At 60.8% G+C, this 22,107-nt stretch carries 22 protein-coding genes; 9 read left to right on the top strand and 13 right to left on the bottom strand.

Annotation, left to right across the window (positions count from 1 at the left end):
• The first annotated feature begins 11 nt into the window (after nucleotides 1–11).
• Nucleotides 12–1,742, top strand: a complete 1,731-nt coding sequence (thrS, locus tag VGG22_14835) for a threonine--tRNA ligase (GenBank protein ID HEY1729651.1) — start codon at nucleotides 12–14, stop codon at nucleotides 1,740–1,742.
• 4 nt (nucleotides 1,743–1,746) lie between these two features.
• Here thrS and VGG22_14830 read toward each other — a convergent pair whose 3' ends face one another.
• Nucleotides 1,747–2,061 carry a hypothetical protein gene (locus VGG22_14830; GenBank protein ID HEY1729650.1) on the bottom strand — a complete coding sequence of 105 codons (315 nt, stop codon included), beginning with the start codon at nucleotides 2,059–2,061 and terminating at the stop codon, nucleotides 1,747–1,749.
• 40 nt (nucleotides 2,062–2,101) lie between these two features.
• Entirely contained in the window at nucleotides 2,102–3,568 is a 1,467-nt protein-coding gene (locus VGG22_14825; protein HEY1729649.1) for an aldehyde dehydrogenase family protein, read from the bottom strand.
• On the opposite strand from VGG22_14825, the gene VGG22_14820 reads away from it, so the two are divergent.
• Genes VGG22_14820 through tsaD form a run of 3 tightly spaced genes read left to right on the top strand, consistent with a single transcriptional unit; the run spans nucleotide 3,502 to nucleotide 5,490 of the window.
• Nucleotides 3,502–3,987, top strand: coding sequence for a 4a-hydroxytetrahydrobiopterin dehydratase (locus VGG22_14820; protein HEY1729648.1), 486 nt, complete (start codon nucleotides 3,502–3,504; stop codon nucleotides 3,985–3,987). The genes VGG22_14825 and VGG22_14820 overlap by 67 nt on opposite strands.
• Nucleotides 3,984–4,463 (top strand): phosphohistidine phosphatase SixA, encoded by a 480-nt coding sequence (gene sixA / locus VGG22_14815; protein HEY1729647.1) that lies wholly within the window; start codon nucleotides 3,984–3,986, stop codon nucleotides 4,461–4,463. The genes VGG22_14820 and sixA overlap by 4 nt, the downstream gene beginning before the upstream one ends.
• A gap of 4 nt (nucleotides 4,464–4,467) precedes the next feature.
• Nucleotides 4,468–5,490, top strand: a complete 1,023-nt coding sequence (tsaD, locus tag VGG22_14810; protein HEY1729646.1) for a tRNA (adenosine(37)-N6)-threonylcarbamoyltransferase complex transferase subunit TsaD — start codon at nucleotides 4,468–4,470, stop codon at nucleotides 5,488–5,490.
• On the opposite strand, the gene VGG22_14805 is transcribed toward tsaD, so the two are convergent.
• A complete protein-coding gene (locus tag VGG22_14805; protein HEY1729645.1) occupies nucleotides 5,462–6,604 on the bottom strand; it encodes a formyltransferase family protein in 1,143 nt (380 codons plus the stop codon). The genes tsaD and VGG22_14805 overlap by 29 nt on opposite strands.
• Nucleotides 6,594–7,628, bottom strand: a complete 1,035-nt coding sequence (gene purM, locus VGG22_14800; GenBank protein HEY1729644.1) for a phosphoribosylformylglycinamidine cyclo-ligase — start codon at nucleotides 7,626–7,628, stop codon at nucleotides 6,594–6,596. Before purM ends, VGG22_14805 begins: the two co-directional genes overlap by 11 nt.
• Before the next feature lie 40 nt (nucleotides 7,629–7,668).
• On the opposite strand from purM, the gene VGG22_14795 reads away from it, so the two are divergent.
• Both VGG22_14795 and VGG22_14790 read left to right on the top strand, forming a co-directional pair.
• Nucleotides 7,669–9,210, top strand: a complete 1,542-nt coding sequence (locus tag VGG22_14795; protein HEY1729643.1) for a leucyl aminopeptidase — start codon at nucleotides 7,669–7,671, stop codon at nucleotides 9,208–9,210.
• A 141-nt stretch (nucleotides 9,211–9,351) separates the two neighbouring features.
• Entirely contained in the window at nucleotides 9,352–11,418 is a 2,067-nt protein-coding gene (locus VGG22_14790; protein HEY1729642.1) for a DUF6600 domain-containing protein, read from the top strand.
• Here the strand turns inward: VGG22_14790 and VGG22_14785 are convergent, their stop codons facing one another.
• From VGG22_14785 to VGG22_14770, 4 genes are read right to left on the bottom strand one after another with little or no spacing between them, the layout of a single operon-like run.
• Nucleotides 11,419–12,315: an NAD(P)-dependent oxidoreductase gene (locus VGG22_14785; protein HEY1729641.1), complete on the bottom strand. Its 897-nt coding sequence runs from the start codon at nucleotides 12,313–12,315 to the stop codon at nucleotides 11,419–11,421.
• Nucleotides 12,312–13,061, bottom strand: a complete 750-nt coding sequence (locus VGG22_14780; GenBank protein HEY1729640.1) for an NAD(P)-dependent oxidoreductase — start codon at nucleotides 13,059–13,061, stop codon at nucleotides 12,312–12,314. Before VGG22_14780 ends, VGG22_14785 begins: the two co-directional genes overlap by 4 nt.
• Complete coding sequence (gene purF / locus VGG22_14775; protein HEY1729639.1) at nucleotides 13,058–14,416, bottom strand: amidophosphoribosyltransferase; 1,359 nt, start codon at nucleotides 14,414–14,416, stop codon at nucleotides 13,058–13,060. The genes VGG22_14780 and purF overlap by 4 nt, the downstream gene beginning before the upstream one ends.
• Nucleotides 14,417–14,431: 15 nt before the next feature.
• Entirely contained in the window at nucleotides 14,432–15,100 is a 669-nt protein-coding gene (locus VGG22_14770) for a Bax inhibitor-1 family protein (protein ID HEY1729638.1), read from the bottom strand.
• Nucleotides 15,101–15,143: 43 nt separating this feature from the next.
• Here VGG22_14770 and VGG22_14765 point away from each other — a divergent pair, with 43 nt between their 5' ends.
• Nucleotides 15,144–15,788, top strand: a complete 645-nt coding sequence (locus tag VGG22_14765; GenBank protein ID HEY1729637.1) for a hypothetical protein — start codon at nucleotides 15,144–15,146, stop codon at nucleotides 15,786–15,788.
• On the opposite strand, the gene VGG22_14760 is transcribed toward VGG22_14765, so the two are convergent.
• The gene (locus tag VGG22_14760; protein HEY1729636.1) at nucleotides 15,776–16,108 is read right to left on the bottom strand and encodes a metalloregulator ArsR/SmtB family transcription factor; all 333 of its coding nucleotides are present in this window, start codon (nucleotides 16,106–16,108) and stop codon (nucleotides 15,776–15,778) included. The genes VGG22_14765 and VGG22_14760 overlap by 13 nt on opposite strands.
• Before the next feature lie 104 nt (nucleotides 16,109–16,212).
• Between VGG22_14760 and VGG22_14755 the strand changes: the two genes are divergently transcribed.
• Complete coding sequence (locus VGG22_14755; protein ID HEY1729635.1) at nucleotides 16,213–16,566, top strand: hypothetical protein; 354 nt, start codon at nucleotides 16,213–16,215, stop codon at nucleotides 16,564–16,566.
• A gap of 1 nt (nucleotide 16,567) precedes the next feature.
• On the opposite strand, the gene purD is transcribed toward VGG22_14755, so the two are convergent.
• Together purD and guaA are read right to left on the bottom strand one after the other, a co-directional pair.
• On the bottom strand, nucleotides 16,568–17,836 hold the full coding sequence (gene purD, locus VGG22_14750; protein ID HEY1729634.1) for a phosphoribosylamine--glycine ligase: 1,269 nt from the start codon (nucleotides 17,834–17,836) through the stop codon (nucleotides 16,568–16,570).
• Between the two features lie 2 nt (nucleotides 17,837–17,838).
• Complete coding sequence (gene guaA, locus VGG22_14745; protein HEY1729633.1) at nucleotides 17,839–19,395, bottom strand: glutamine-hydrolyzing GMP synthase; 1,557 nt, start codon at nucleotides 19,393–19,395, stop codon at nucleotides 17,839–17,841.
• A gap of 168 nt (nucleotides 19,396–19,563) precedes the next feature.
• Here guaA and VGG22_14740 point away from each other — a divergent pair, with 168 nt between their 5' ends.
• Nucleotides 19,564–19,947, top strand: a complete 384-nt coding sequence (locus tag VGG22_14740; GenBank protein ID HEY1729632.1) for a hypothetical protein — start codon at nucleotides 19,564–19,566, stop codon at nucleotides 19,945–19,947.
• Here VGG22_14740 and VGG22_14735 read toward each other — a convergent pair.
• Both VGG22_14735 and VGG22_14730 read right to left on the bottom strand, forming a co-directional pair.
• Complete coding sequence (locus VGG22_14735; GenBank protein HEY1729631.1) at nucleotides 19,940–21,052, bottom strand: DUF1297 domain-containing protein; 1,113 nt, start codon at nucleotides 21,050–21,052, stop codon at nucleotides 19,940–19,942. The genes VGG22_14740 and VGG22_14735 overlap by 8 nt on opposite strands.
• On the bottom strand, nucleotides 21,045–22,106 hold the full coding sequence (locus tag VGG22_14730) for a formate--phosphoribosylaminoimidazolecarboxamide ligase (protein ID HEY1729630.1): 1,062 nt from the start codon (nucleotides 22,104–22,106) through the stop codon (nucleotides 21,045–21,047). Before VGG22_14730 ends, VGG22_14735 begins: the two co-directional genes overlap by 8 nt.
• Nucleotide 22,107 lies beyond the last annotated feature (1 nt).

Raw genomic sequence — 22,107 nt, 5'->3', positions numbered from 1 at the left:
TTAAGAGCATCATGATAGCATCGGAACGCGCGGAAGATCTTCAAAAGCTGCGGCACACGGCGGCGCACGTACTCGCGTACGCCGTACAAGATCTCTTTCCGGAAGCAAAGCCAACGATCGGACCCGCGATCGAAAACGGCTTCTACTACGACTTCGATCGTAAGGAGCCGTTCACACCGGCCGATCTCGAACGGCTCGAAGTCCGCATGCGCGAGATCGTCACCGCCAACTACGAGATGACGGGCCGTGAAGTGTCGCGCGCCGGCGCGATCGAGCACTTCAAGAGCAACCCGTACAAAGTCGAGCTTGCAAGCGACATCCCGGAAGGCGAGCCAATCACGCTCTACACGATCGGCGAGTTCACCGATCTGTGCCGCGGCGGACACGCGCATCGCACGGGTGAGATTCGCGCGCTCAAACTGCTGAGCGTCGCAGGCGCCTACTGGCATGGCGACGAGCACAAGCCGCAACTGCAGCGCATCTACGGCACGGCATTTCCGGAACAATCCGAGCTCGATGCATATGTCGAGTTTCTCGCCGAAGCCGAACGCCGCGATCACCGCAAACTCGGCCGCGACCTCGGTCTCTTTTCCCTTGAAGAGGACGCCGGCGGTGGCCTTGTCTTCTGGCATCCGAACGGCACGATCGTCCGCGGCATCGTCGAGAACTTCATCCGCGAAGGCCTTCGCGAGCGCGGCTACAAGCCGGTCGTCACCCCGCATATCGTCCACGAGAAGCTCTACGAGATCTCAGGACACCTCGAAAACTTCTCTGCATCGATGTTCGGGCCGATTGAAGTCGAGGGGCAACGCTTCCGCCTCAAGCCGATGAACTGTCCCGGCCATATTCTCATCTATCGCAGCGAGCTGCACTCGTATCGCGACCTCCCGCTGCGTTTCTCGGAATTCGGCACGGTTTATCGTTTCGAGCGCAGCGGCACGCTGCACGGACTAACGCGCGTGCGCGGTTTCACGCAAGACGACGCGCATCTTTTCTGCACGCCCGAGCAGTTGCAGTACGAATTCGAACAAACCGTCGAAGAGGCGCTGCGCCTGATGCGAGCGTTCAATTTCGATGACTTCGAATATTTTCTCTCGACCCGCGAACAGCGCGGCGAGACGGACGAGATCGCCGAGGCTGCGATCCGTGCCGCACTCGAGAAGTACAATCTGCCATATCAAGTCGATGAAGGCGGCGGTGCATTCTACGGACCGAAGCTCGACATCAACCTGCACGATGCAATCGGGCGCAAGTGGCAGCTCGGAACCGTGCAAGTCGATTTCGTGCTGCCCGAACGCTTCGATCTAAAGTATCGCGGCAACGACGGCAAAGATCATCGCCCGGTTATGATCCATCGCGCGCTCGCGGGATCGATGGAACGCTTCTTCGGCGTGCTCATCGAGCATTTCGGCGGAGCATTTCCCGTCTGGCTCGCGCCGGTTCAAGCCATCATCGTTCCGGTCAGCGATCAACAGCTCGATTACGCGTACGAGATTCGCGATCAATTACGCGAGCGCGGCTTCCGTGTCGAGGCCGATTCATCAAATGAAAAGCTTGGCTACAAGATCCGGCACTGGAAGATGCAAAAGTTGCCGTACATCATCGTTGTCGGAAAGAGCGAGCTTGCAGATCGTACCGTCAGCGTCAACGAACGCGGATTGCCCGACGGCGAAAAGCGCGCGCCCATACCGGTCGCGGCTTTCGCCGACGAGCTAACTACCCGCGTTAACCAGAAGAACTAACGAACTACATAGGAAGATGACGTAGAACGATAACCTTGTCGGCGTGACGTGCGCCGAGTACGCTTTGGTCGTAGAGAACTTCGACCGGCGTACCAACGTGCAAGAACGACATCTGATACGTCGTCTTACCGTCGTCCGACCAAATGTTCTTCCACTTCGGCAGAATCAGGAAGCTAAGTATCTGTCCGGACTTGCTTTGAACCTTGAGATTGTTGCTGGAAACGTGCACGATGCGCCCATAGAATGTACTGTCATCTTTTGCAAACGCCGGCGATGCGACGGCAAGCACAAGGGCGACAGCGGATAGGATTCTACGCATTAATGCTCCTCTCTGTCAGAGAGGACGATTCCCAGGACCCCTAGAGTTTCAAACTTACGGTGACGGTTTTCGACCGGGTGAAGCTGTGCAGCATCCCGTCCAAGGCGAATTCCTTGCCTATCCCGCTCTCCTTGAAGCCCCCATACGGCTGGCCCGCAAACTGGCCGAAGCCCTGATTGAGCTGGACGAAGCCGGAATCGATGGCGTGGCAGGTCCGCAGACCTTTTCCCACGTCGTGCGTCCAAACGAAGCCTGCGAGGCCGTAGTGGCTGTCGTTTGCCATCCGAACGACGTCGTCTTCGGTGCGCCACGGAATCGCGACGAGCACCGGCCCGAAGATTTCCTCGCGCGCGATCCGCCACTCGTTCTGTGCGTGTCCGAAAATCGTGGGCTCGACGAAATAGCCTTGTGAGAGCGGCCCGTCTGACGGCGGCTTCCCACCGGTGAGCAGTTTTGCTTCCTTTTGATTCAAGCCATCTTGGATGTATGCGCAGACCTTGTCGAACTGCTTGCGATTGATGATCGAACCCATGTCGGTTTCTTCCGCAAGCGGATCGCCGACTTTAAGCGTGCGTACTTTCGCGGTCAGCTTCTCCAAGAACGAATCGAAGATCGACTCGTGAAGAAAGAGCCGCGAACCCGCCGTGCATGACTGGCCTTGACGCGTAAAACGCATCGCGGTTATGACGCCCTCGACGACGACAGCTTCATCCGCGTCCGCAAAGACGATGTTCGGGCTCTTGCCGCCGAGCTCGAGCGAAACCGGCACGATCCGATCGCTCGCGGCGCGCATGATCGATTTACCGACTACCGTCGAGCCCGTGAACGACAGTTTGTCTACGTCCGGATGCTGCGCGAGCGGCGCGCCTGCTTCTGCACCGATGCCGGTGATGACGTTGACGACGCCCTTCGGCAAGACTTCATCGCAGATTTTCGCGACCTCGAGCATCGCGAGCGGCGCGTCTTCTGCAGCCTTGAGCACGATCGTGTTACCGGCGCCGATCGCCATCGCGAGCTTCATCGATCCAAGAATGACCGGCGAGTTCCACGGGATGATCGCACCGACGACACCGTACGGCTCGCGACGGGTGTAGCACAACATCTCATCGGTGAGCGGAATCGTCTCGCCCTTGAGCTCGCTGCACAGGCCGCCAAAATACCGGAAGAGATCCGCGGAATTTTTTGCCTCGGGGCGTGATTGGGTACGCAACGCATTACCGGTCTCGAGTGCGATGACGCGCCCGATTTCTTCGGCGCGTGCGTCGAATTTCTCGGCGATCGTGAGCAACAGGCGTCCGCGCTCGCGTGCGGCGGTCTTCTTCCATGCGGGGAAAGCGGCGCGAGCAGCGCGCACAGCGCGGTCGACGTCGGCTGCCCGACCCCGTGGGACGCGCGCAATCGGCTCTTTCTTTGCGGGGTTTTCAACCTCGATCATCTCTGATGCGACGCTCTCAACCCACTCGCCGCCAATCAACATGGGCACCATACGAATCCCGGTCTCAATCATGTTGGCCAGCATACCGTACGCAGGTGGCCTGTCCCCGCCAAGGGATAGGACGCCCCCCCAGAGCAGTACGGTTTTCAAGAGGAACTATGGAACCGGCTCTGACCCAGAAAACGTGCACCCCTTGTCGGGGCGGCGTGCAACCACTCGGTCACGACGAAGCAGAACGATTGCGCGCACAAGCACCAGACTGGGCGCTCCTCGACGATAGTCATCGGATCGAGCGTACATTTCGTTTCGAAAACTTCGTCCAATCTCTAGCGTTCGTCAACAAGATCGGCGAGCTCGCGGAACGCGAGGGTCATCATCCCGACATAACCTTCGGCTGGGGTTATGCGACCGTATCGTTGTACACGCACAAGATCAAGGGATTGCATGAGAACGATTTCATCATGGCCGTGAAGATCGACGGCCTCGCATGAGACTCTACTTCCTGCGGCACGGTCAAGCCGGTGAGCGGGAGGATTGGCACGGAGACGATTTCGACCGGCCGCTCACGACCGACGGCATCAAACGAATGGAACGTGAAGCAGACACCATGGCTGAGCTCGACTTAGAGGTCGAAGCTATCGTCACGAGCCCGCTCGTTCGCGCGCGACAAACCGGCGAGATCGTTGCCAAGCGTCTGAAGCTGCGCAAGAGCCTCGTTGAAGACGAGAATCTTGGGCTCGAGTTCAACGTGCAGCGTCTCTTGCAAATCTTGGAGCACTATCCGAAAGCCGCTGCGATCATGCTCGTTGGACACGACCCGAGCATGAGCCGCACGATCGGTCAGCTCATCGGCGGCGCCCGGATCGATTTCAAGAAGGGTGCACTTGCATACGTCGAGATCATCGACGCGAGCGCGCCTGCAGCCGAGCTTGTCTGGCTGATCCCTCCGCGCGTTCTTTCGCGCTAAGACTATGCTGCTGCTCGGGATCGAAACGTCGTGCGACGATACGGCGACGGCAGTCGTCCGCGACGGGACGGCCGTGCTCTCAAACGTCTCCACGAATCAGGACGAATTTCACGCGCGTTATGGCGGGATCGTCCCCGAGATTGCAAGCCGCCGGCACACCGCGCTTCTTTCGGCCGCAATTGAAGACGCGCTGGATCGCGCGAAGACGTCGCTCGCCGACCTCGACGGAATAGCGGTAACCGCCGGGCCTGGCTTGATCGGAAGCCTGGCCGTCGGCGTTGCCGCTGCCAAAGCGCTCGCATTCGGAATCGACAAGCCGCTCTACGGCGTCAACCATTTGCACGGCCACATCTTCGCAGCGTTTCTCGATGACGGCATCGCGCCGCGCTATCCATTTCTCGCTCTGCTCGTCTCGGGCGGCCACTCGCAGCTCGTTGCGGTCGAGAGTCCGCTCGAAATGCGCATTCTCGGCAAGACGCGGGACGACGCCGCGGGTGAGGCCTTCGACAAAACCGCGCGGCTGCTCGGACTTCCGTATCCCGGCGGCCCGCAGCTCGACGCGCTCGCGCGCGACGGCGATCCGAACGCGATTCGCTTTCCACGGCATCGCCCCGATCCGGGGACGCTCGATCTCTCGTTTTCGGGATTGAAGACGTCGGTGCGCTACTTTCTGGAATCGGAGCGCGGGAAAGGCGCGCGACCCGCCGACGTCGCAGCGTCGTTTCAAGCCGCCGTCGTCGACATCTTGATCGATCGCCTGGATCGTGTCATCTCGCAGGAACGTTTCGAGCTTGCCGTACTGTCCGGCGGCGTCGCGGCGAACTCCGCGTTGCAGCGCGCGTTCCGAGCGTGGGGCGAACGCAACGGCGTCCCAACCGTCGTTCCGCCGCTGCGTTACTGCACCGACAATGCGGCCATGATTGCAGCCGCCGCAGATCGCCAGGGCGCCGCCGTGCGCAGCGATCCTGAAACGCTCGGCGCAGATCCGAATCTTCCGTTTATCTTTCCGCGAAGATCCGTCGAATAGCGCCAAGGAGAATCTTGTGCTCGAAGGGATGCAGTGCCGCAAGTGCGGTTGCTTCGTCCTCTTCGACGAGCGGCAGCGGTGCACGCATCAGAACTGCGCCGCGATCCACGTCGTGCGTCACGTAATGCGCGGTTGCACCGTACCAAGGAGACTTCGCCTGCAGGGCGTCGCGAATCGCATGAGCGCCGCGAAACGCCGGAATGACGGCACCATCGGGCATCGTAATTTCTTCTGCGCTCACGTCGTGCGGCAGGAACGCGGGATGAATGTTGAGCGCTTGCGGTAAGCGCGTAAAGAAATCTGGTGAGACCAGATGCATCCATCCAAGCATCAAAATCAATTCGGGCTTCGTTCGCTCGATGACCTCGATCAATTCGGCGTCGTAGCGCTCGCGAGAGGTCGCCTTGCGGTCCCACATGTGCACGTGAACCGGAATCTCCGCCTTCTTCGCGCGTTCGATCGCAAACGCGTCGGAACGATTGACGACGAGCGCTTCAACATCGATGCCGAGACCTTCGGGAAGTGCATCGACCACGGCTTGGAAATTCGTGCCGTTGCCCGACGCCATAACGGTCGTTCGCAGGCTACGCAAATCGCGGTCCATCGAGACACGCCCGACGACTTTCCCGCCGGTGGCTCTCTCGAAGAGATCGTAGAGCGGCTCGGTAACGGCGCCGATCAACGCGTGGCGATAACCAAGCTCGCGCATTTTTCCGAGCGCGATTGAGATCAGCTCCGGTTGCAGCCGCTCGCGCTGGTGCGCTTGCATGATCCCGACCGGACCGAAAAACCCGACGTCGGGACGATTCTGCCATTCGCGCAACCAATAGAATCGTAGGCCGTGCGCACCATATGCTGCAAAACCCACAGGCGCGTCGTCGCCGTCGTGCGTCATGATCGTCGCAGATCCGGTGGCGACCTCGCTCGACCACGATCCGTTGAACACCAGATCGATCCACGAAAGGTATCGCTCGCCGACCGTTGGCGCGTCGATCATGTTGTAACCGCGTTCGCGCACGCGCGCGAACGCGTTTTGAGTTGCGTGTTCGGAGAAACGCTCGTCGAGGTCGACTAAGAGATTGACGAACTCGCGGGAGGGGTCGTTAGCGCTCACGGGCGGGATGCACCACGACCGCAGGCTCACCCTCGCCTCGCGCTTCAATCCACCCCGCGACGAACGCGCCCGGCGCAGCCGCCAGCGCTTTCGGCGCTTCACTGAGCGCAACAGTCAGCGTGTATCCGATCCCCATGTTGAAGGTGCGATAGCGATCTTCATGACTAAGCTCGCCACGTCGCACCAGTTCACGCATCAAAGGTGGAACTTGCCAGCGTGTTTGTTCGAAGATCGCTTTACACGACGCGGGTAACGTTCGCGGAACATTCTCGAGCAGACCGCCGCCCGTTATGTGCGACATCGCCTTCACGTGCGCGACGGCGCGAATTGCGTTAACGGCTTGTAGATACGACGGATGCGGCGCGAGCAGCGCGTCAGCGAACGTCACGCCGGCATCCGGCAATAGGGCGCCCCACTCGTCTTCCGGCACCAGCGTCCGCGCCAAGGAGTACCCGTTTGTATGCAAGCCGATCGCAGGCAGCGCGATGATCGCGTCGCCGGCTGTAACGCTATCGGTGCGTGGTAGATCGGCCAGACGCACTATGCCGACGATCGTCCCGGCAAGATCGAATTCGCCGGGCTTGTAGAGTCCCGGCATTTCGGCGGTCTCGCCGCCGAGCAGCGCCGTCTGGTTCTCGCGGCAGGCATTGTGTATGCCGGCTACGATCTCAGCCGCCATTTCCGGAATGAGCTTGCCGACTGCGACATAGTCAAGAAAAAACAGCGGCGTCGCGTTTGCGACCAAAATGTCGTTAACGCAATGATTGACCAAATCGGCGCCAACGGAATTGTAACGCCGCAACAGTGCGGCGATGAGGATCTTCGTCCCGACTCCGTCCGTTGACGCAACGAGCGCCTGCTCTGGGTCACCGGGTAGGCGAAAGAGCCCGTTAAATGCGCCCAGCTCCCCGATCTGATCGGGGTGCTTCCAGCCTCCCGTCAGCTGCTTATAGAGCGAAACCGCAGCGTTCCCGGCGGAGATATCCACGCCCGCCGCGGCGTACGCATCAGTCGCGCGATCCATCAGCCAGGGCTTCGCTTCGACCGGCACAAACGACTGCCGCATGCAAGTAACGGTTTCGGGTGACCTGGCGCGGAGCGTTTCCTCCGGTGCCCTTGTGGTCCCAGTCTTCTCCGATAAAAAACTCGAAGGCGCAGCCGCCGACGTCGATCCGAAGCTCGGCGGCGTCATCGCTGCAGCGCTCGCCGACGGCGAGCATCAAGGCAAAAACAACGAAGTCGCGCTCTTCCATACGTCCGGTACAACCGATTTGGGCGTGCGTCGCGTTCTTGTCGTCGGTCTCGGCGAACGCAGCAAATTCCAGCCTTGGCAGCTCGCGCATTACGCGGGCACCGCGGTTCGCTACCTCGGCAAACGCAACGTGCACGACATCGCGATCACGCTTCCCTACGAAGTCAAAGATGCTGCGATGGCGGCTTCTTTTCTGGTCGAGGGCGCATTCGTTGCGACGATCGATACAACGATCTACCGCAAGGAACAAGAGCGTCCGATCGACGTCCGCAATCTCACAATCGTCGCTGGCGCGCTCGACCGCAATGCGCTCACTACGGGCGCAAAGCACGGACAGATCATCGGCAAGTCCGTGAACTTCACGCGACGCCTGGCGCTCACGCCAGGCAACGACATGACGCCGCGCGTGCTCTCCGATCGCGCCGAAGAGATCGCCAAGAAAAACGATCTCGGGTTCGATTCGCTCGACGAGGACCGGATGAAAGATCTCGGCATGGGCGCACTGCTCGGCGTCTCGCAAGGCAGCTCGCAGCCCGCACGCTTGATCGTGCTAACGTACGATGGGGATCCGAGTTCCAAAGAACGTATCGCCCTCGTCGGCAAAGGCATCACGTTCGACAGCGGCGGCATCTCACTCAAGCCTCCCGACAACATGCACGAGATGAAATACGACATGAGCGGCGGTGCGGCTGTAATCGGCGCGATGCGCGCGATCGGCAAGCTGCGTCCGAAGATCAATGTCATCGGTCTCGTTCCGGCAAGCGAAAATCTGCCTGGACCTGACGCAACCAAACCGGGCGACGTCCATCGCGCGATGAACGGAAAGACGATCGAGATCATCAACACCGATGCCGAGGGCCGATTGGTCCTCGCAGATGCGCTTGCATATGCGACGATGAAGCTCGGCGCAACCCGCCTTATCGATTGCGCCACGTTGACGGGCGCAATGGTGATCTCGCTTGGCCATGCGGCTGCGGGAGCGATCAGCAACGATGACGAGTTCGTCGATTCGTTCCTTGAAGTTGCAAACACCACAGGCGAGCGTTATTGGCGTCTTCCGTTGTACGACGATTACCTCACCGCAACGAAGAGCGAGATCGCCGATCTGAAGAATACCGGCGGTCGCCCGGCAGGGAGCCTTACGGCGGCCGCGTTCTTGCGCGAGTTCGTCGACGGCAAGCCGTGGATACATCTCGACATCGCCGGCACGGCGTACACGGACAAAGACCAAGCGTTTCAAGCCAAAGGTCCGACCGGGCTTCCGTTACGTGCGCTCGTTGCGTTCGTTGAAGCCGCTGCAACCGCAAGCGCGCCGAAAGAACCGGCGTTCGAACAAATCCCCATTTCCGTTTAACCGGTCGCTCGCCCAGGGTAGAAGCCTGGTTGGCCTTGGGCGGCCAGAATCGGAATTTTAAACCCCCTCTAACGTGACCCGCCGCCCTTTGCGCTGCGGGTCACGTTTCTTCATACCAGCAGAGAGGGGAAAGGGATAACAATGCGGTTACTAGCTAGACTTCTCAGCTTCGGAACGGCGGCGGCGCTCGTCTCCGGCGCATTACTTGCGCTGCCAACTGCCGTCTCCGCGCAACAAGCGCCTGATGTCGCGTACGTCAGCAACATGTCCGGAAACGTCGCGATCACGCGCGGCGACTCGGGTAACGCCGAAGCAGCGGCGATCAATGCGCCGCTGATGGTGGGCGACTACCTTTCCACTGATGGGAGCGCACGCTCCGAAGTCCAATTCGATTCCGGTCACGTCTTGCGCGTCGCTCCGAATACGCAAGTCCGATTCGACGAAATGGACGGGAACGGTGACTCCGTACAACTCGCATCGGGTTCCGTCGGGGTCGGTATCGTTCGACCGATGGGAACGTACGAGCAAGTTGAAACGCCGTCCGTTACCGTCCGTCCACGCGAGATGGGATTTTATCGCGTCGACGTCAACTCGCAAGGCGTAACGTCAATCACGGTACGCTCCGGCGACGCCGCCATTCTCTTGCCGCAAGGCGCGCAACAGCTCACACCCGGCAGTACGATGGAAGTGTGGGGCGACCCGAGCAATCCGCAGTATCGCTTCGTGGGACCGGTTGCGTCGAATTCGTTCGATCAGTGGAACGTCGCGCGCGATGACTCATTCCAGCAAACCGCATACCAAGACGTTCCGAGCTGGATGCCCGGCGCATACGATCTTTCCGGCTATGGTTCGTGGCAGCAGTATCCGGGATACGGCAATGTCTGGATTCCGAATGACGTCGCCGCAAACTGGACGCCGTATTCTAGCGGCCGTTGGGTTTGGGAACCGTACTACGGTTGGACCTGGGTCGACAACGATCCATGGGGTTACGCGCCGTTCCATTACGGGCGCTGGTTCTTCGACAACAACGCAAACCACTGGGCATGGGTCCCTGGCCCAGCCGCCGCTCCCGTGCAGACCTGGTCACCGGCACTCGTTGCCTTCATCGGTTTCAATTCCGGCGGCTTTAACTTCGGTTTGAACCTCGTCGACAACGTTGGCTGGGTACCACTCGCACCGTCTGAGCCGATTTATCCGTGGTGGGGCAACTCGGCCTACGGCAACTACAACGTCGCCTACAACGCGTACTCGCCAACGTACTACCGCAACGCCCGTTATGGCGGTGGACGCGCACTCCGCTGGGTTGGACGCGCCAACTTCGCAAGCGGTCGTTACACGAGCTTCCAATCCGTTCCGAGTCGTTACTACGCACACGCCGCGATCGTTCGCCGCGCACTTCCGATCGCACCGGAAACGTCAGCGATGCGTTACTCGGCTCGCACGACTGCGGTCCATCCGGCGCAAACACGAACGTTCCACGCGTTCCGCACCACGCCGCATGCTCCGGCAACGTTCGCGCAGCAACGTAAGCAAGTCGTGAGCTACCAAAGTCACGTCCACATCACGGCTACGCACACGGCACCACGACCAATCGCGGCGCCAGCGCAGCACTTCACGGCCCCGCAGCGTCACACCGCTCCGGCGCAACACGCAGCTCCGCAAGCGCAGCACTTCACGGCTCCGCAGCGTCACGCCGCTCCGGCGCAACACGCAGCTCCACAAGCACAGCACTTCACGGCTCCGCAGCGTCACGCCGCTCCGGCGCAACACGCAGCTCCACAAGCACAGCACTTCACGGCCCCGCAGCGTCACGCCGCTCCGGCGCAACACGCAGCACCGGCTGCTCCCGTGCGCCACTACACTGCTCCGGTCCAGCATGCGGCACCGCAAGTGCACCATGCAGCTCCGGCTGCTCCCGTGCGCCACTACACTGCTCCTGTTCATCATGCAGCACCGCAAGTGCAACACGTAGCGCCGGCACCAGTGCAGCATGTAGCGCCGCATTACGCCGCGCCGCCGGTTCAGCGACCTGCGCCGGTACGACCGGTTCCGCACTACGCGCCTCCGGCTCCGGTGCAACACTATGCAGCACCGGTGCAACACGCAGCGCCTGCACCCCGCGTAGCTCCGGTTCAGCATGCGGCGCCTGCAGCGCGGCCGGCTCCGGCGCATCACGCTCCGCCGAAGCAACAGGATCAGAACAAGTAGTTAGGTCTTGGGTAGCTCGTAATCGGCCCAGGTTTCGAGAAGCCGCATGACCGCAGAAAAGTCCGCGTCCTCGCCAAGCTGAGATTTCGCAAGCATCCAATTCTCCTCAGCCTGGGCGAGGACCGGAGCCGGGACGTCGAGCTCGCGCGCAAGCCGCGCAGCGATCGAGACGTCCTTCGATATGAGACGCATGCTGAAGCCGTAATCAAAGGTCCGTGGCAACACGCTCATGACGATCTTCGTATCGAGCGCGTTCGTTTGTCCGGAGCTCGTTTTGATCACGTCGACCATCGTCTGCAAATCAAGCCCGGCTTTCGCACCGATCAAGAGCGCTTCGCATGTCGCCCACAACGACACGCCCGAGAGAAAGTTGTTGAGCGCTTTGAGCGTGTGCCCGCTGCCGACCGGACCGACGTGCCGAATGTTGTTGCACATCAACGCTAAGAGTGGGCGATAGCGCTCGAAGAGCTTCTCGTCGCCGCCGACCATCGTCGTCAGTTTCGCACCCTTCGCGCCTCGTACGCCGCCGCTTACCGGTGCGTCGATGAGCGGAATGCCCATATCTTGGAGCTCGGCCGCCAGCCGTTTCGTCGCGGTCGGTGCGGCGCTGGTCATCTCGATAACGATCGCACGCTTGCGTTTCCCGATGGCTCCGCCGCTTCCGAGCAACGCTTCGCGAACGTGTTTGTCGGTTGGCAGAATCGTGATGACGACCTCGCCCGGAAGATCGGCCGCACTCGTCGCCGTCGGCACGCCACGCGCCGCAAAGGGCTCGAGCGCGCGCTCTGAGAGATCCGCGACCGCGAGCTGCACGCCGGCATCGAGCAGATGCGTTGCCATCGGGCCGCCCATGTTCCCGGTCCCGATGAAAAGAACGCTCTCGCCGGTTAGACTCATTTCACGCCGTCAACCGGCCAAAATCCGTACAGTGCGCGTCCCGCTTCGAGATCCCAAAACCGCGTGGCGTTGTCGCCCACGCCGTAAACGACGCCGTAGGGAACGTTGCTGACGATGATCGCGCGCACGAGCCGCGCCAAATCTCGATGCGACATCCAGATCGCACGCATCCGGCGGCGTTTGTTTTCATCGCTGATGTTCAGCCACGTCGCTTCGTTCTTTACGTCGCCCGGCGTCGGCGTGTCTTCCGTACGTATGCCGCCGATGCGAAGACATGCCACGTGCATTCCGTACTCGTCCGAATAATAGCGGCCGAGATTCTCGCCGAAGCACTTCCATACGCCGTAGAGACCGTCGGGGCGGAACGGAACGTCATTCGTCAAAAGCGTTCCGCTCGCAGCCTCGTAGACGCCCGGCGCAAGATCGACTTCGTACATGCCGACCGCGTGATTCGAGCTAGCAAAGATCACGCGTTTGCAACCAGCCCTGCGCGCTGCTTCGAAAGCGTTATACGTGCCTTCCAGGTTTTCGCGCGTCTCGTCCCACGAGGCTTTTACTTTGACGACGCCTGCCAAGTGAATAAGCGTCTCACAACCTCTGACCGCCCGCTCCAGCTCCTCGAGTTTCAGCACGTCGACCGGTGATGGGCCTACAATGTCGATGCGCACGACATCATTGTCGCGCGACAAATCCTCGCACAAGCGGGTGCCGATGGTACCCGCCGCGCCAGTGACCGCAAGCTTCATACCGCGGTCAGTTCAGGAATCCGCGGATACTTCCCGTTGAGGCAACCGAGACAAAACTCGCCGCTGGTACGGCCCGTCGCAGAGACGAGTCCTTCGATGCTTAGGTAGCACAACGAATCCGCGCCGATCTTCTGACGGATCTGTTCGACGGTCAGATTTGCTGCGATCAACTCCTCGTGCGTCGCCATGTCGACGCCGAGATAACACGGGTTGATGATCGGTGGCGACGTTACGCGTACGTGTACTTCGGTGGCGCCCGCATCACGCAGCAACTTGACGATGCGCGGCGTCGTCGTTGCACGCACGATCGAATCGTCGACCACGACGACACGTTGGCCCTGCAAGTTCTCCAAGATCGGATTGAACTTCAGCGCGACGCCTTGGCTGCGCATCCCTTGATCGGGCGCGATGAAGGTGCGTCCGATGTAACGGTTCTTGATGAGACCCTCGACGTACGGTAGTCCGGATTCGGTCGCGTACCCGATGCCGCCCGGGATAGCGCTGTCCGGAACAGCCATAACGACATCGGCATCGGCGGGATGCTCGCGAGCCAGTTGACGGCCCAATTCGTGACGGGACTTGTAGAACGAGCGTTCTTGGAGCTTCGAATCGGGACGCGCGAAGTAGATGTACTCGAACACGCAGAGCGCCGGCGGCTCTTTGCGCGACGTCACGTGTGAGTGCAAGCCGCCGTCCGCGTCGACGTGGACGATTTCGCCCGCCTCGATCTCGCGCATGTAGGTCGCACCGACCGTAGCCAGCGCGCACGACTCCGAAGCAATCACGTAGCCGCCCTCCTCGAATTTTCCGAGGCAGAGTGGACGAATTCCCCACGCGTCGCGGAAGCCGAAGAGCTCGCGTTCCGTACCGATTACGCACGAGTAAGCGCCGTCGGCGCGCGACATGACCTCGGCAATCCGGTCGACCATCGATTCCCCATCGCCGTCGACGATCGACTTTGCGAAGACTTCGGAATCGCTGGTAGCGACGAGCGTCAGCGCGGGTGAGAGTTGTCGGCGCAGCTCGTCGTCGTTGGTGAGGTTCCCGTTGTGCGCGAAGACGAACTCACCGATCGTGCTTTGTTCGAGCAGTGGCTGCGCGTTGACCACGATCGATCCGCCGCTAGTCGAGTACCGGGTGTGCCCGACGGCGAGATAGCCGGTCAGCTTGCTGAGGATGTCCTCATCGAAGATCGCGCCGACGAGCCCCATCTCGGCGTGCGATACCATTTTGCCGCCGTCGGAGACGGCGATCCCGGCCGATTCCTGGCCACGGTGCTGCAAGGCGTATAGCGCAAAATAGGCGAGCCGAGCCGCGTCTCGCCCCGGTGCGAAAACGCCTACCACGCCACACATGGACTCTAACCTTCGCTAGTCGCGACTCCGGCGCATCCCAATGAGCTCGAGGAGCGCCAAGAAGATGTTGATCGCGTCGAGGTAGATCGAGATGGCGAGATCGACCGCCGTGAAGCCGCCGCCTCCGGCACGAATTCGTGCGAAGTCGACGAGCGTCAAGAGTGTGAATACGCCGAGCACCATCCAGTCGTACGTCGCCGGCTGAATGAAGTGAAAGAAAATCGAAACGAGCCCGACGATGACGAGCGCAGTAAGCGCGCCGAAGGCAAACGACGACAATCGACGCCAGTCGAAGCTGAACGTGAACGCGATCAGCCCCAAGCAAAGCATGCCAAGCGCCGTCGTTGCGGCGGCGTCGAAGACGACGTCCGGGCCGATCGTCGTGACGTAGCGCGTGATCGTGGGCGCGATGCCGATGCCCCACAAGAACGTAAACACGTAAAACAGCAGCAGCGCGGTTGCTTGATTGCGGCGTACGGCAGACATGACGAAAAGCAACACAAAGCCGGCGATCATCGCAAAAAATCCGACGCCCGGCGAAACGTCCCGGAACATATACGCGGCGATTGCCGTGAAAATGAAGCCGACGGCGGTAATCCCGAGCACCTGCCCAAGAAGGCCTGGGGTCGAGACTGCGTAACCCGGCGGCTGATATGTCGGACGCTGTTGCTGCTGTAGAAACATCTCGCTCCTTTGTACCCGGCGGCTTTCTCGGGGGTTACGGCGCGTGACCCGGGGGGAGTTTCTGGCGGGAGCCGCGGCCACCGCGGCCGCACCGGGGGCGGCTAGATCGCAGTTGCGTTTCGAGCTCTACGCGAGCTACTACTCGAGCCGCCTTCAGATCGTCCCGCCGGTCGACCCGCAAGTCTTCGTCTATGACCCAAGCGTCCTCGTCGGCGGGATCGGCCTCCAAAGCATCGAGCACATCGCGGGCTTGCGCGCCCTCAAGCTCAAGGATCCGGACTTGCCGCTCTACACGGCCGACGGCGTGCGCATGGGCGTCACGAGCAAGCACTGGATCGGCGCGAACGGCACCGGCTCGATTGCCGATCTCGGAGAAGGCGCACAAAGCATCGGGCTCTCGTTCGAAAATCTCGTCGTGTTCGGGACGTATTCGTTATTCAAACACGTCGTAGGCGCATCGGGAATCGCGCTCGTTCCGCTCGATGGAACGGGCCGCACCAGCGCATTCACCGCTGATGCCGTTGGATCGGCAAGGCTCGACGTGCGCACGCCGCAGGCACTCGATCTTCAAGGGGCGATTACGCTCGTCTACAACAGCGACGGAAAGCCGCATCGCGACGCACCCGGACCAATCGGTTTATCGGCGCACGATCATTTGATCGCGACGCTCGGAGATCAGCCGGCCTGACGCGAGGCTTGCCGCAGGTCTTCGATTTCCGTTTGCACCGTGACGAGCTGATTCTCGAAAATCTCGCGTGCAGAGTCGAGTAATCGCCAAATCGCGGGGTCGCTGATTTGGTAGCGGATGGTCGTTCCGCTGCGTTGCGTCACCACCAACCGTCGCGAGCGCAATACCGCTAATTGTTGCGAGAGGGTCGACTGCTCGACTCCCAATCGCTCGCGCAGCTCGTTCACGCTGACCGGTCCCTGCCGGAGCGCTTCGAGTACGCGTATGCGGAGCGGGTGAGAAAGAGCTTTGAAAAACTCCGCTTGGAAGGAATATCGTATTATCGTGATATTACTATATTACCCGGCCAAAGCCAGGTACCTTCCGCTTTTTTTTTCCCACGGCTTATACCTAGGGCCATTTAGTCACGGGTGAGACTCAAACGTTGCAGCGTCGTTCAGAAATCATCAATGCACTCGACCTTCTTGCCGACGTTCGCTTTCAGTACGATACGTGGGTCCGCCGGGTCCCCTCACAAGTCGCGCAGAGCTTCAACGATCTGATCGCGGACTTGTTTGACACCGGTGACGTGCGCGGCCTACTCGCGCTTTCGCTAAGAGAGTCCGGTTTGACCAGCCAAGAACATCACGCGCTGCAAAACGCCGTGACGATCATCGACAAACTTCTCGAAGATCATCCGTCGGACGAAAGCGACGAAGCGATCTTGCAAGATTCGCGTTGGCCGCAAATTCGTATCGCGGCCGGACGCGCCGCAAAGATACTGCGCGAAGGCGAGTAGACTACACGTCTTTCGCGATATCGCTGCGATAGCTCAGGCGCACAACCGGCGCCAGCTGTTTCGCGACGCGCGCTACTGCTTCATAGGCACGCGCTCGCGCTTCGCTGATGCCCGGACCCGTTTCGGCAATCGTCAAAACGCGGCCGCCGCCGGCGTTGACGGCGCCATCCACCTTTTTCGAGCTTCCCCAAAAGGCTAGTGCACTCGACGGGAGATCGAGGTATACGGGGAGACCGCTTGCGGGCTTGCTGACCGCCGGATAATCTTCGGTCACGAGCGTTACGCACACGCATGCATCGCCGGCGATGCGCGCGGCGTCGGCCTCGAGGGCGCCGGTTGCGGCGCTATGCAGCAGACGCGCGAAATCACCTTGCAATCTCGGGATCAACGCTTGCGTTTCGGGATCGCCGAAACGTGCGTTAAATTCCAGGACCTTCGGCCCGTCTGCGGTCCACATCAAACCGAAATACAAGACGCCGATATACTCTTCGCGATCTTGATGCAAACCGTTCAACACCGGCGCGATGATTTCGCGCCGAACGATGTCGATGTAGTCGCCCGGAAATCCCGCGGGCGGTGAATACGCGCCCATTCCCCCGGTGTTGGGTCCAATATCGCCGTCGCCGACGCGCTTGTAGTCGCAGGCTGCGGCAAACGGCAGCATTGCACGCCCGTCGCAAATCGCGAAGACCGAGACCTCGCGTCCTTCGAGTCGCTCTTCGAGCAAAATATCCGTGCCGCCGCCCGGAACGCCGGCGTTTGCGAACCAATCGGCGACGACGGCGCTAGCATCCTTGACGTCGGGCGCGACGACGACGCCCTTCCCCGCAGCAAGCCCATCGGCTTTAATGACGATCTCGAGGTTCGGCCACTCGTCGATGATCGTCAATGCTTGCGGCAACGAGTGCGCGACGCGTGCGCGCGCGGTTGGAACTTTGTGGCGCTCTAAAAAGCGCTTCGCGAAAATCTTGCTCGACTCGAGCCGCCCTGCCGAGCGGCTTGGACCGAAGACGGCAATGCCCAGTTCACGCAAACGATCGCCGACGCCGGCAGCGATCGAGCTTTCCGGTCCAAGGACGGCGAGATCAATGCGCTCGTCGCGGGCCCGGCTTGCGATGGCTTTGCCGTCGGTCGCGACGATATCCCAGTTTTCGCCGCGCGTTGCCGTGCCGGCATTACCGGGCGCCGCAAAGACGGTTTCGATCGACTGCGAACGCGACAGCGCCCACGAGAGCGCATCCTCGCGCCCCCCGCCGCCGACGACGAGCACTCTCATTCCCATTCGACGGTCGCCGGTGGTTTCGAGGTGATGTCGTACGCGACGCGATTGACGCCCGGGACTTCGTTCACGATGCGCGAGCTGATGCGTTCGAGCAGCTCGTGCGGCAAGCGCGCCCAGTCCGCGGTCATTCCGTCCTCACTGACGATCGCCCGAACGGCGACGAGATTCGCGTACGTCCGTCCATCGCCCATGACGCCGACGCTGCGCAGCGGGGTGAGCACGGCGAAATATTGCCACGGTTTTGGGTTGAGCGTCGCGGCTTCGATCTCGGTCGTCACGATAAAATCGGCTTCGCGCACCGTCTCGAGCCGCTCGCGATCGATTGCCCCGAGGACGCGCACCGCGAGTCCGGGACCCGGGAACGGCTGCCGCTCGACGATTCCCGCCGGTAAGCCCAAGACCCGTCCGACCGCGCGCACTTCATCCTTGAATAACAGGCGTAGCGGCTCGATCAATTCGAGCTCCATGCGCTCGGGCAATCCACCGACGTTGTGGTGCGATTTGATTTTGTGTCCGGCTTTGGAGTTCGGTGTCTTCGATTCGATCACGTCGGGGTAGAGCGTGCCCTGTACCAGGTACTTGACACCGGGAATCTTCTTCGACTCTTCTTCGAAGACGGCGATGAACTCGTGGCCGATGCGAATACGCTTCTCTTCAGGGTCAACGATATCGCGCAGACGCTCGAGAAACCGCTTCGAAGCGTCGACGTGAACGACGCTCAGGTGCAAGAGATCGCGAAACGCTGCGACGACGTCCCGTGCCTCGTTCTTTCGCAGCAAACCGTGATCCACGAACACGCACGTCAACTGCTTGCCGATCGCCTTCGCAACGAGCGTCGCCGCCACGGCTGAATCGACGCCCCCGGAAAGCGCACAGAGCACTTGCGCATTGCCGACGCGCTCGCGAATCTCGGCGACGGAACGGTCGACGAACGACTCCATCTTCCAGTCGGGTGGAATGCGCGCGATCTCGTGCAGGAAATTCTCGAATACCGTCTTGCCGGCGTCGGTGTGAAAGACTTCGGGATGGAACTGCACGGCGTACATACGCCGGCGCTCGTCGCCCATTGCAGCGACGGCGCAACGCTCGGTATGCGCCAAAGGCCGGAAACCGGACGGAACCTGGGTGACACTGTCGCCGTGCGACATCCAGACCCGCGACTCGGTGGGTACGGCGCCCAGCAGCGGCGACTCTCGGGCGTCGACGACGAGCATCGCCGGACCATATTCGCGGTGCGCAAGAGGCTCGAGCTTCCCTCCTAGGTCACGCGCCATGAGCTGAAGGCCGTAACAGATGCCGAGAATCGGCAGACCGCTTTCCCAAATTTTCGCATCGACGCCAAGAGCGTCGGAAGCAAGCGTGCTTTCCGGACCGCCGGTCAGAATGATCGCGGCCGGTTCGCGGCGCTGAATCTCTTCCCACGGCGTATCGAACGGGACGATCTCGGAATAGACGTTTGCTTCGCGGACACGGCGCGCAATCAGCTGCGCGTACTGCGCGCCGAAGTCGATGATGACGACCGTCGCCGGCCGCGTGAGAGTTCCCACGGCCACGAGGACGACTTTAGGGGTCCGGCTGCGTCATCCTCGCGCCGACCGGCTACGATCCTAACACGAGCTAAACACTTGCGCCGGAAATTCTTAGGCTTCTCTCATTACTGGGTGCTCGGTCCGCAGTCATAATCAAGTGGTCTCTGGTCCAAGGAGTTGGCGCCCGTGCATACACGCATCGGTTTTCTTGGCGTATTGTTCGTGCTTCTCGCAAGCACGCCGGTCGCCGCCCAGCATTTTTCCGACCTCGCCCCGGCCGACGAATATTTCGGCCGGATGAAGATGAGCATTCTCGGCATCTCCAACACGATCAAAGACGCCGGCCTTCATCTCGATCAAGGTGCCGACTCGATGGCTGTGATCGATTCGCTCGCGTTTACAGAAGATGCGATTCGCGATTGGCAACGTCACTATCCACGCGATCCGTGGATCGCACGCTCGCTAAACGCACTGCGCACCGTCTACGCGAAGATCCGCACCGAACGCGGCGCCGCCAGCGCGCGACGCGTCGCGATCTGGCTCGGTCACGAGTCCTCGCCTCTTAGGTAAGGACCTTCTCGAGAGAACCCGCGTCGCGCGCCATCACGATCTCCATCGCGATGCGTTCGCCGACGGAGACATCGCGGCCCCAGCGATAAGACGAATACGGCGTGTAACGCGTCCCAGGTGATCCCGGGATACGCAGCGAGACGTCGTAAACGACGAAGCTCTTCGGCGGCCCCGCGACAATCGCGCACTGCAAAGCGAAGGGTCCGATGATTCCCGGTGGCGCGAGCTTGCGTGCCGCAACGACGAGCCGCTCTCCGAGATCGAAGGCTTGCTCGAGCATCGATTCCGTCAGCGTCGCCGCGATATGACCGGCTTCTTCCATTGACAGCGGAATGTCGGCGAGAGCTTGGGCTTGCGTGAACGGCAAGCTGCGCAGTCCGTCGACATTGGTTTGCCGCCGCGTATCCGTGCCCATCAGTTCCAGTTCGCCGAGGATCGGCGAGTAAAAGAAATTCAGGTTGACGGTCGGCCCGAGCAGGTACTCCTCGATGACGGCGTTCCCGAGAGTAGCAGGATCGAGAATCTCCGCCGCGGCCAAGCGCGCAGCCTCGCGTTCGTATTCCTCGGGCGAGCGCACCAGAAAAAACGCGCGCTCGAAGCTGATCTTCTTATGCGGTGCTTTGACCATGACCAAGCGATCGATGTCGCGCGGTGAGAGGAAACGGCGCGGATAGCGAATTCCGGCGTCGTCCATGATCGCGTATTGGTTCTTGGGTTCATCGCGCTCTTCGGCGCGCAGCAGACGCCGGCTCCCGAAAAACGGGACCCGCATTCCGGTCTCGATCTGATCGTATGAAAACTTTTGACGAAGATAGACTTCGAAGGAGCGGTTCGGAACGAAGATAACGTTGCGCGCCAACATGGCTTCTTGTATTCGATCCTCGAGGATCTGCGGAAACGTTTCCACCGCGAGCGTCTCGTCGACACACCCGCGCGGCTGCGCACCCATCACGCGCTTGAAGTGGCGTGTATAGGTTTGATCGCGGCCTTTCGCGACCACGATAAGATTGCGGAGACCCTGCGCACGGGCGCCCGACGCCACTTCCAGCGCGGAGTGGCTACCAATCGCGCAGAGCGTTAGCGTCTTATTGTCGTGGTTATGCAACGGTGTCGTCTAAGACGACGTGAAGCGCATTCCCCAAGAGCGCGTTCTTGATCTCGCGGGCGATGCGACGACCCGTCGACATCGGCTCGCTGTAGTTCAAGTACGAATACGGTGATCCGTCGATGAAAAGATTCGTGCCGGCGACGATACGCGCCGAGATTTCCATGATGTAGAACTGTGCGTCCGGCGTGATGATCGTCTCGATGCAGAATGCGCCGAACAATCCCTTGGGCGGGCAGATCTCGCGGGATACGCGCACGACTTCTTCACCCATTCGATAGGCTTCGGCGAGCATCGATTCGCGCAGCGAGAGCGGCGAGTTTCCAACCACGACATAGGACGGCTGGATGTCCATGCTTTCTTGTGCCGCAGACGGGATGCGCCCGATCGAGTCGACGTTCGTCTCGTAGCGCCGGTCCATCGACATGATTTCGAGCTTGCCGCTCAGCGGCGAGAAAAAATAGTGGATATAGAACGGAACGCCGATGATGTATTCCTGAAGAACATAATTGCGCTTCGCGAGCATGCTTGCGCGCTCTTCAAAATCCTGCGCGTCGCGTAGGAACATGTATCCGCGCCCGCCTTGCGCGCCGTATAACTTGACGATGACGGGCCGATCGATTTCGGCACCCGTGCGGAATTGACGCGGAAGATTCAAACCTGCGCGCGAGAGCCAATCGCGTTGCAGCTCGCGGCTCGCTTCCCAATCCAAAACCGCTTTGTTGCCAAAGTATGGGATGCGCATGCGCTTGTGCTCTTCGAGCGAAAGGTACGCGACGAACGAACCGTGCGGAACGATGATGACCTTTCGGCGTTCCAACTCGGGAACGATTCCCATGAAGTCGGAATACTCGTTGATCCCGATCACTTCGTCGACGAACGCGAAGGAACGATAAAGCCGTTCCGTCTCGCGATTCGCAACGGCGAGCGTGCGGAAGCCCTCGTCGTGCGCGCCCTTGAGAATCTGAAGCGCGGAGTGCGATCCGAGCGTCGCGATCGTGTAAGGTCTACCGACGATGGGATCGGCATTGAGTGGGCTTAATTCAGGCGTCATT

This window comes from Candidatus Baltobacteraceae bacterium (genome assembly GCA_036489885.1).
GTDB lineage: Bacteria > Vulcanimicrobiota > Vulcanimicrobiia > Vulcanimicrobiales > Vulcanimicrobiaceae > JAFAMS01.
This window is presented reverse-complemented; position numbering and strand designations above follow the sequence as displayed.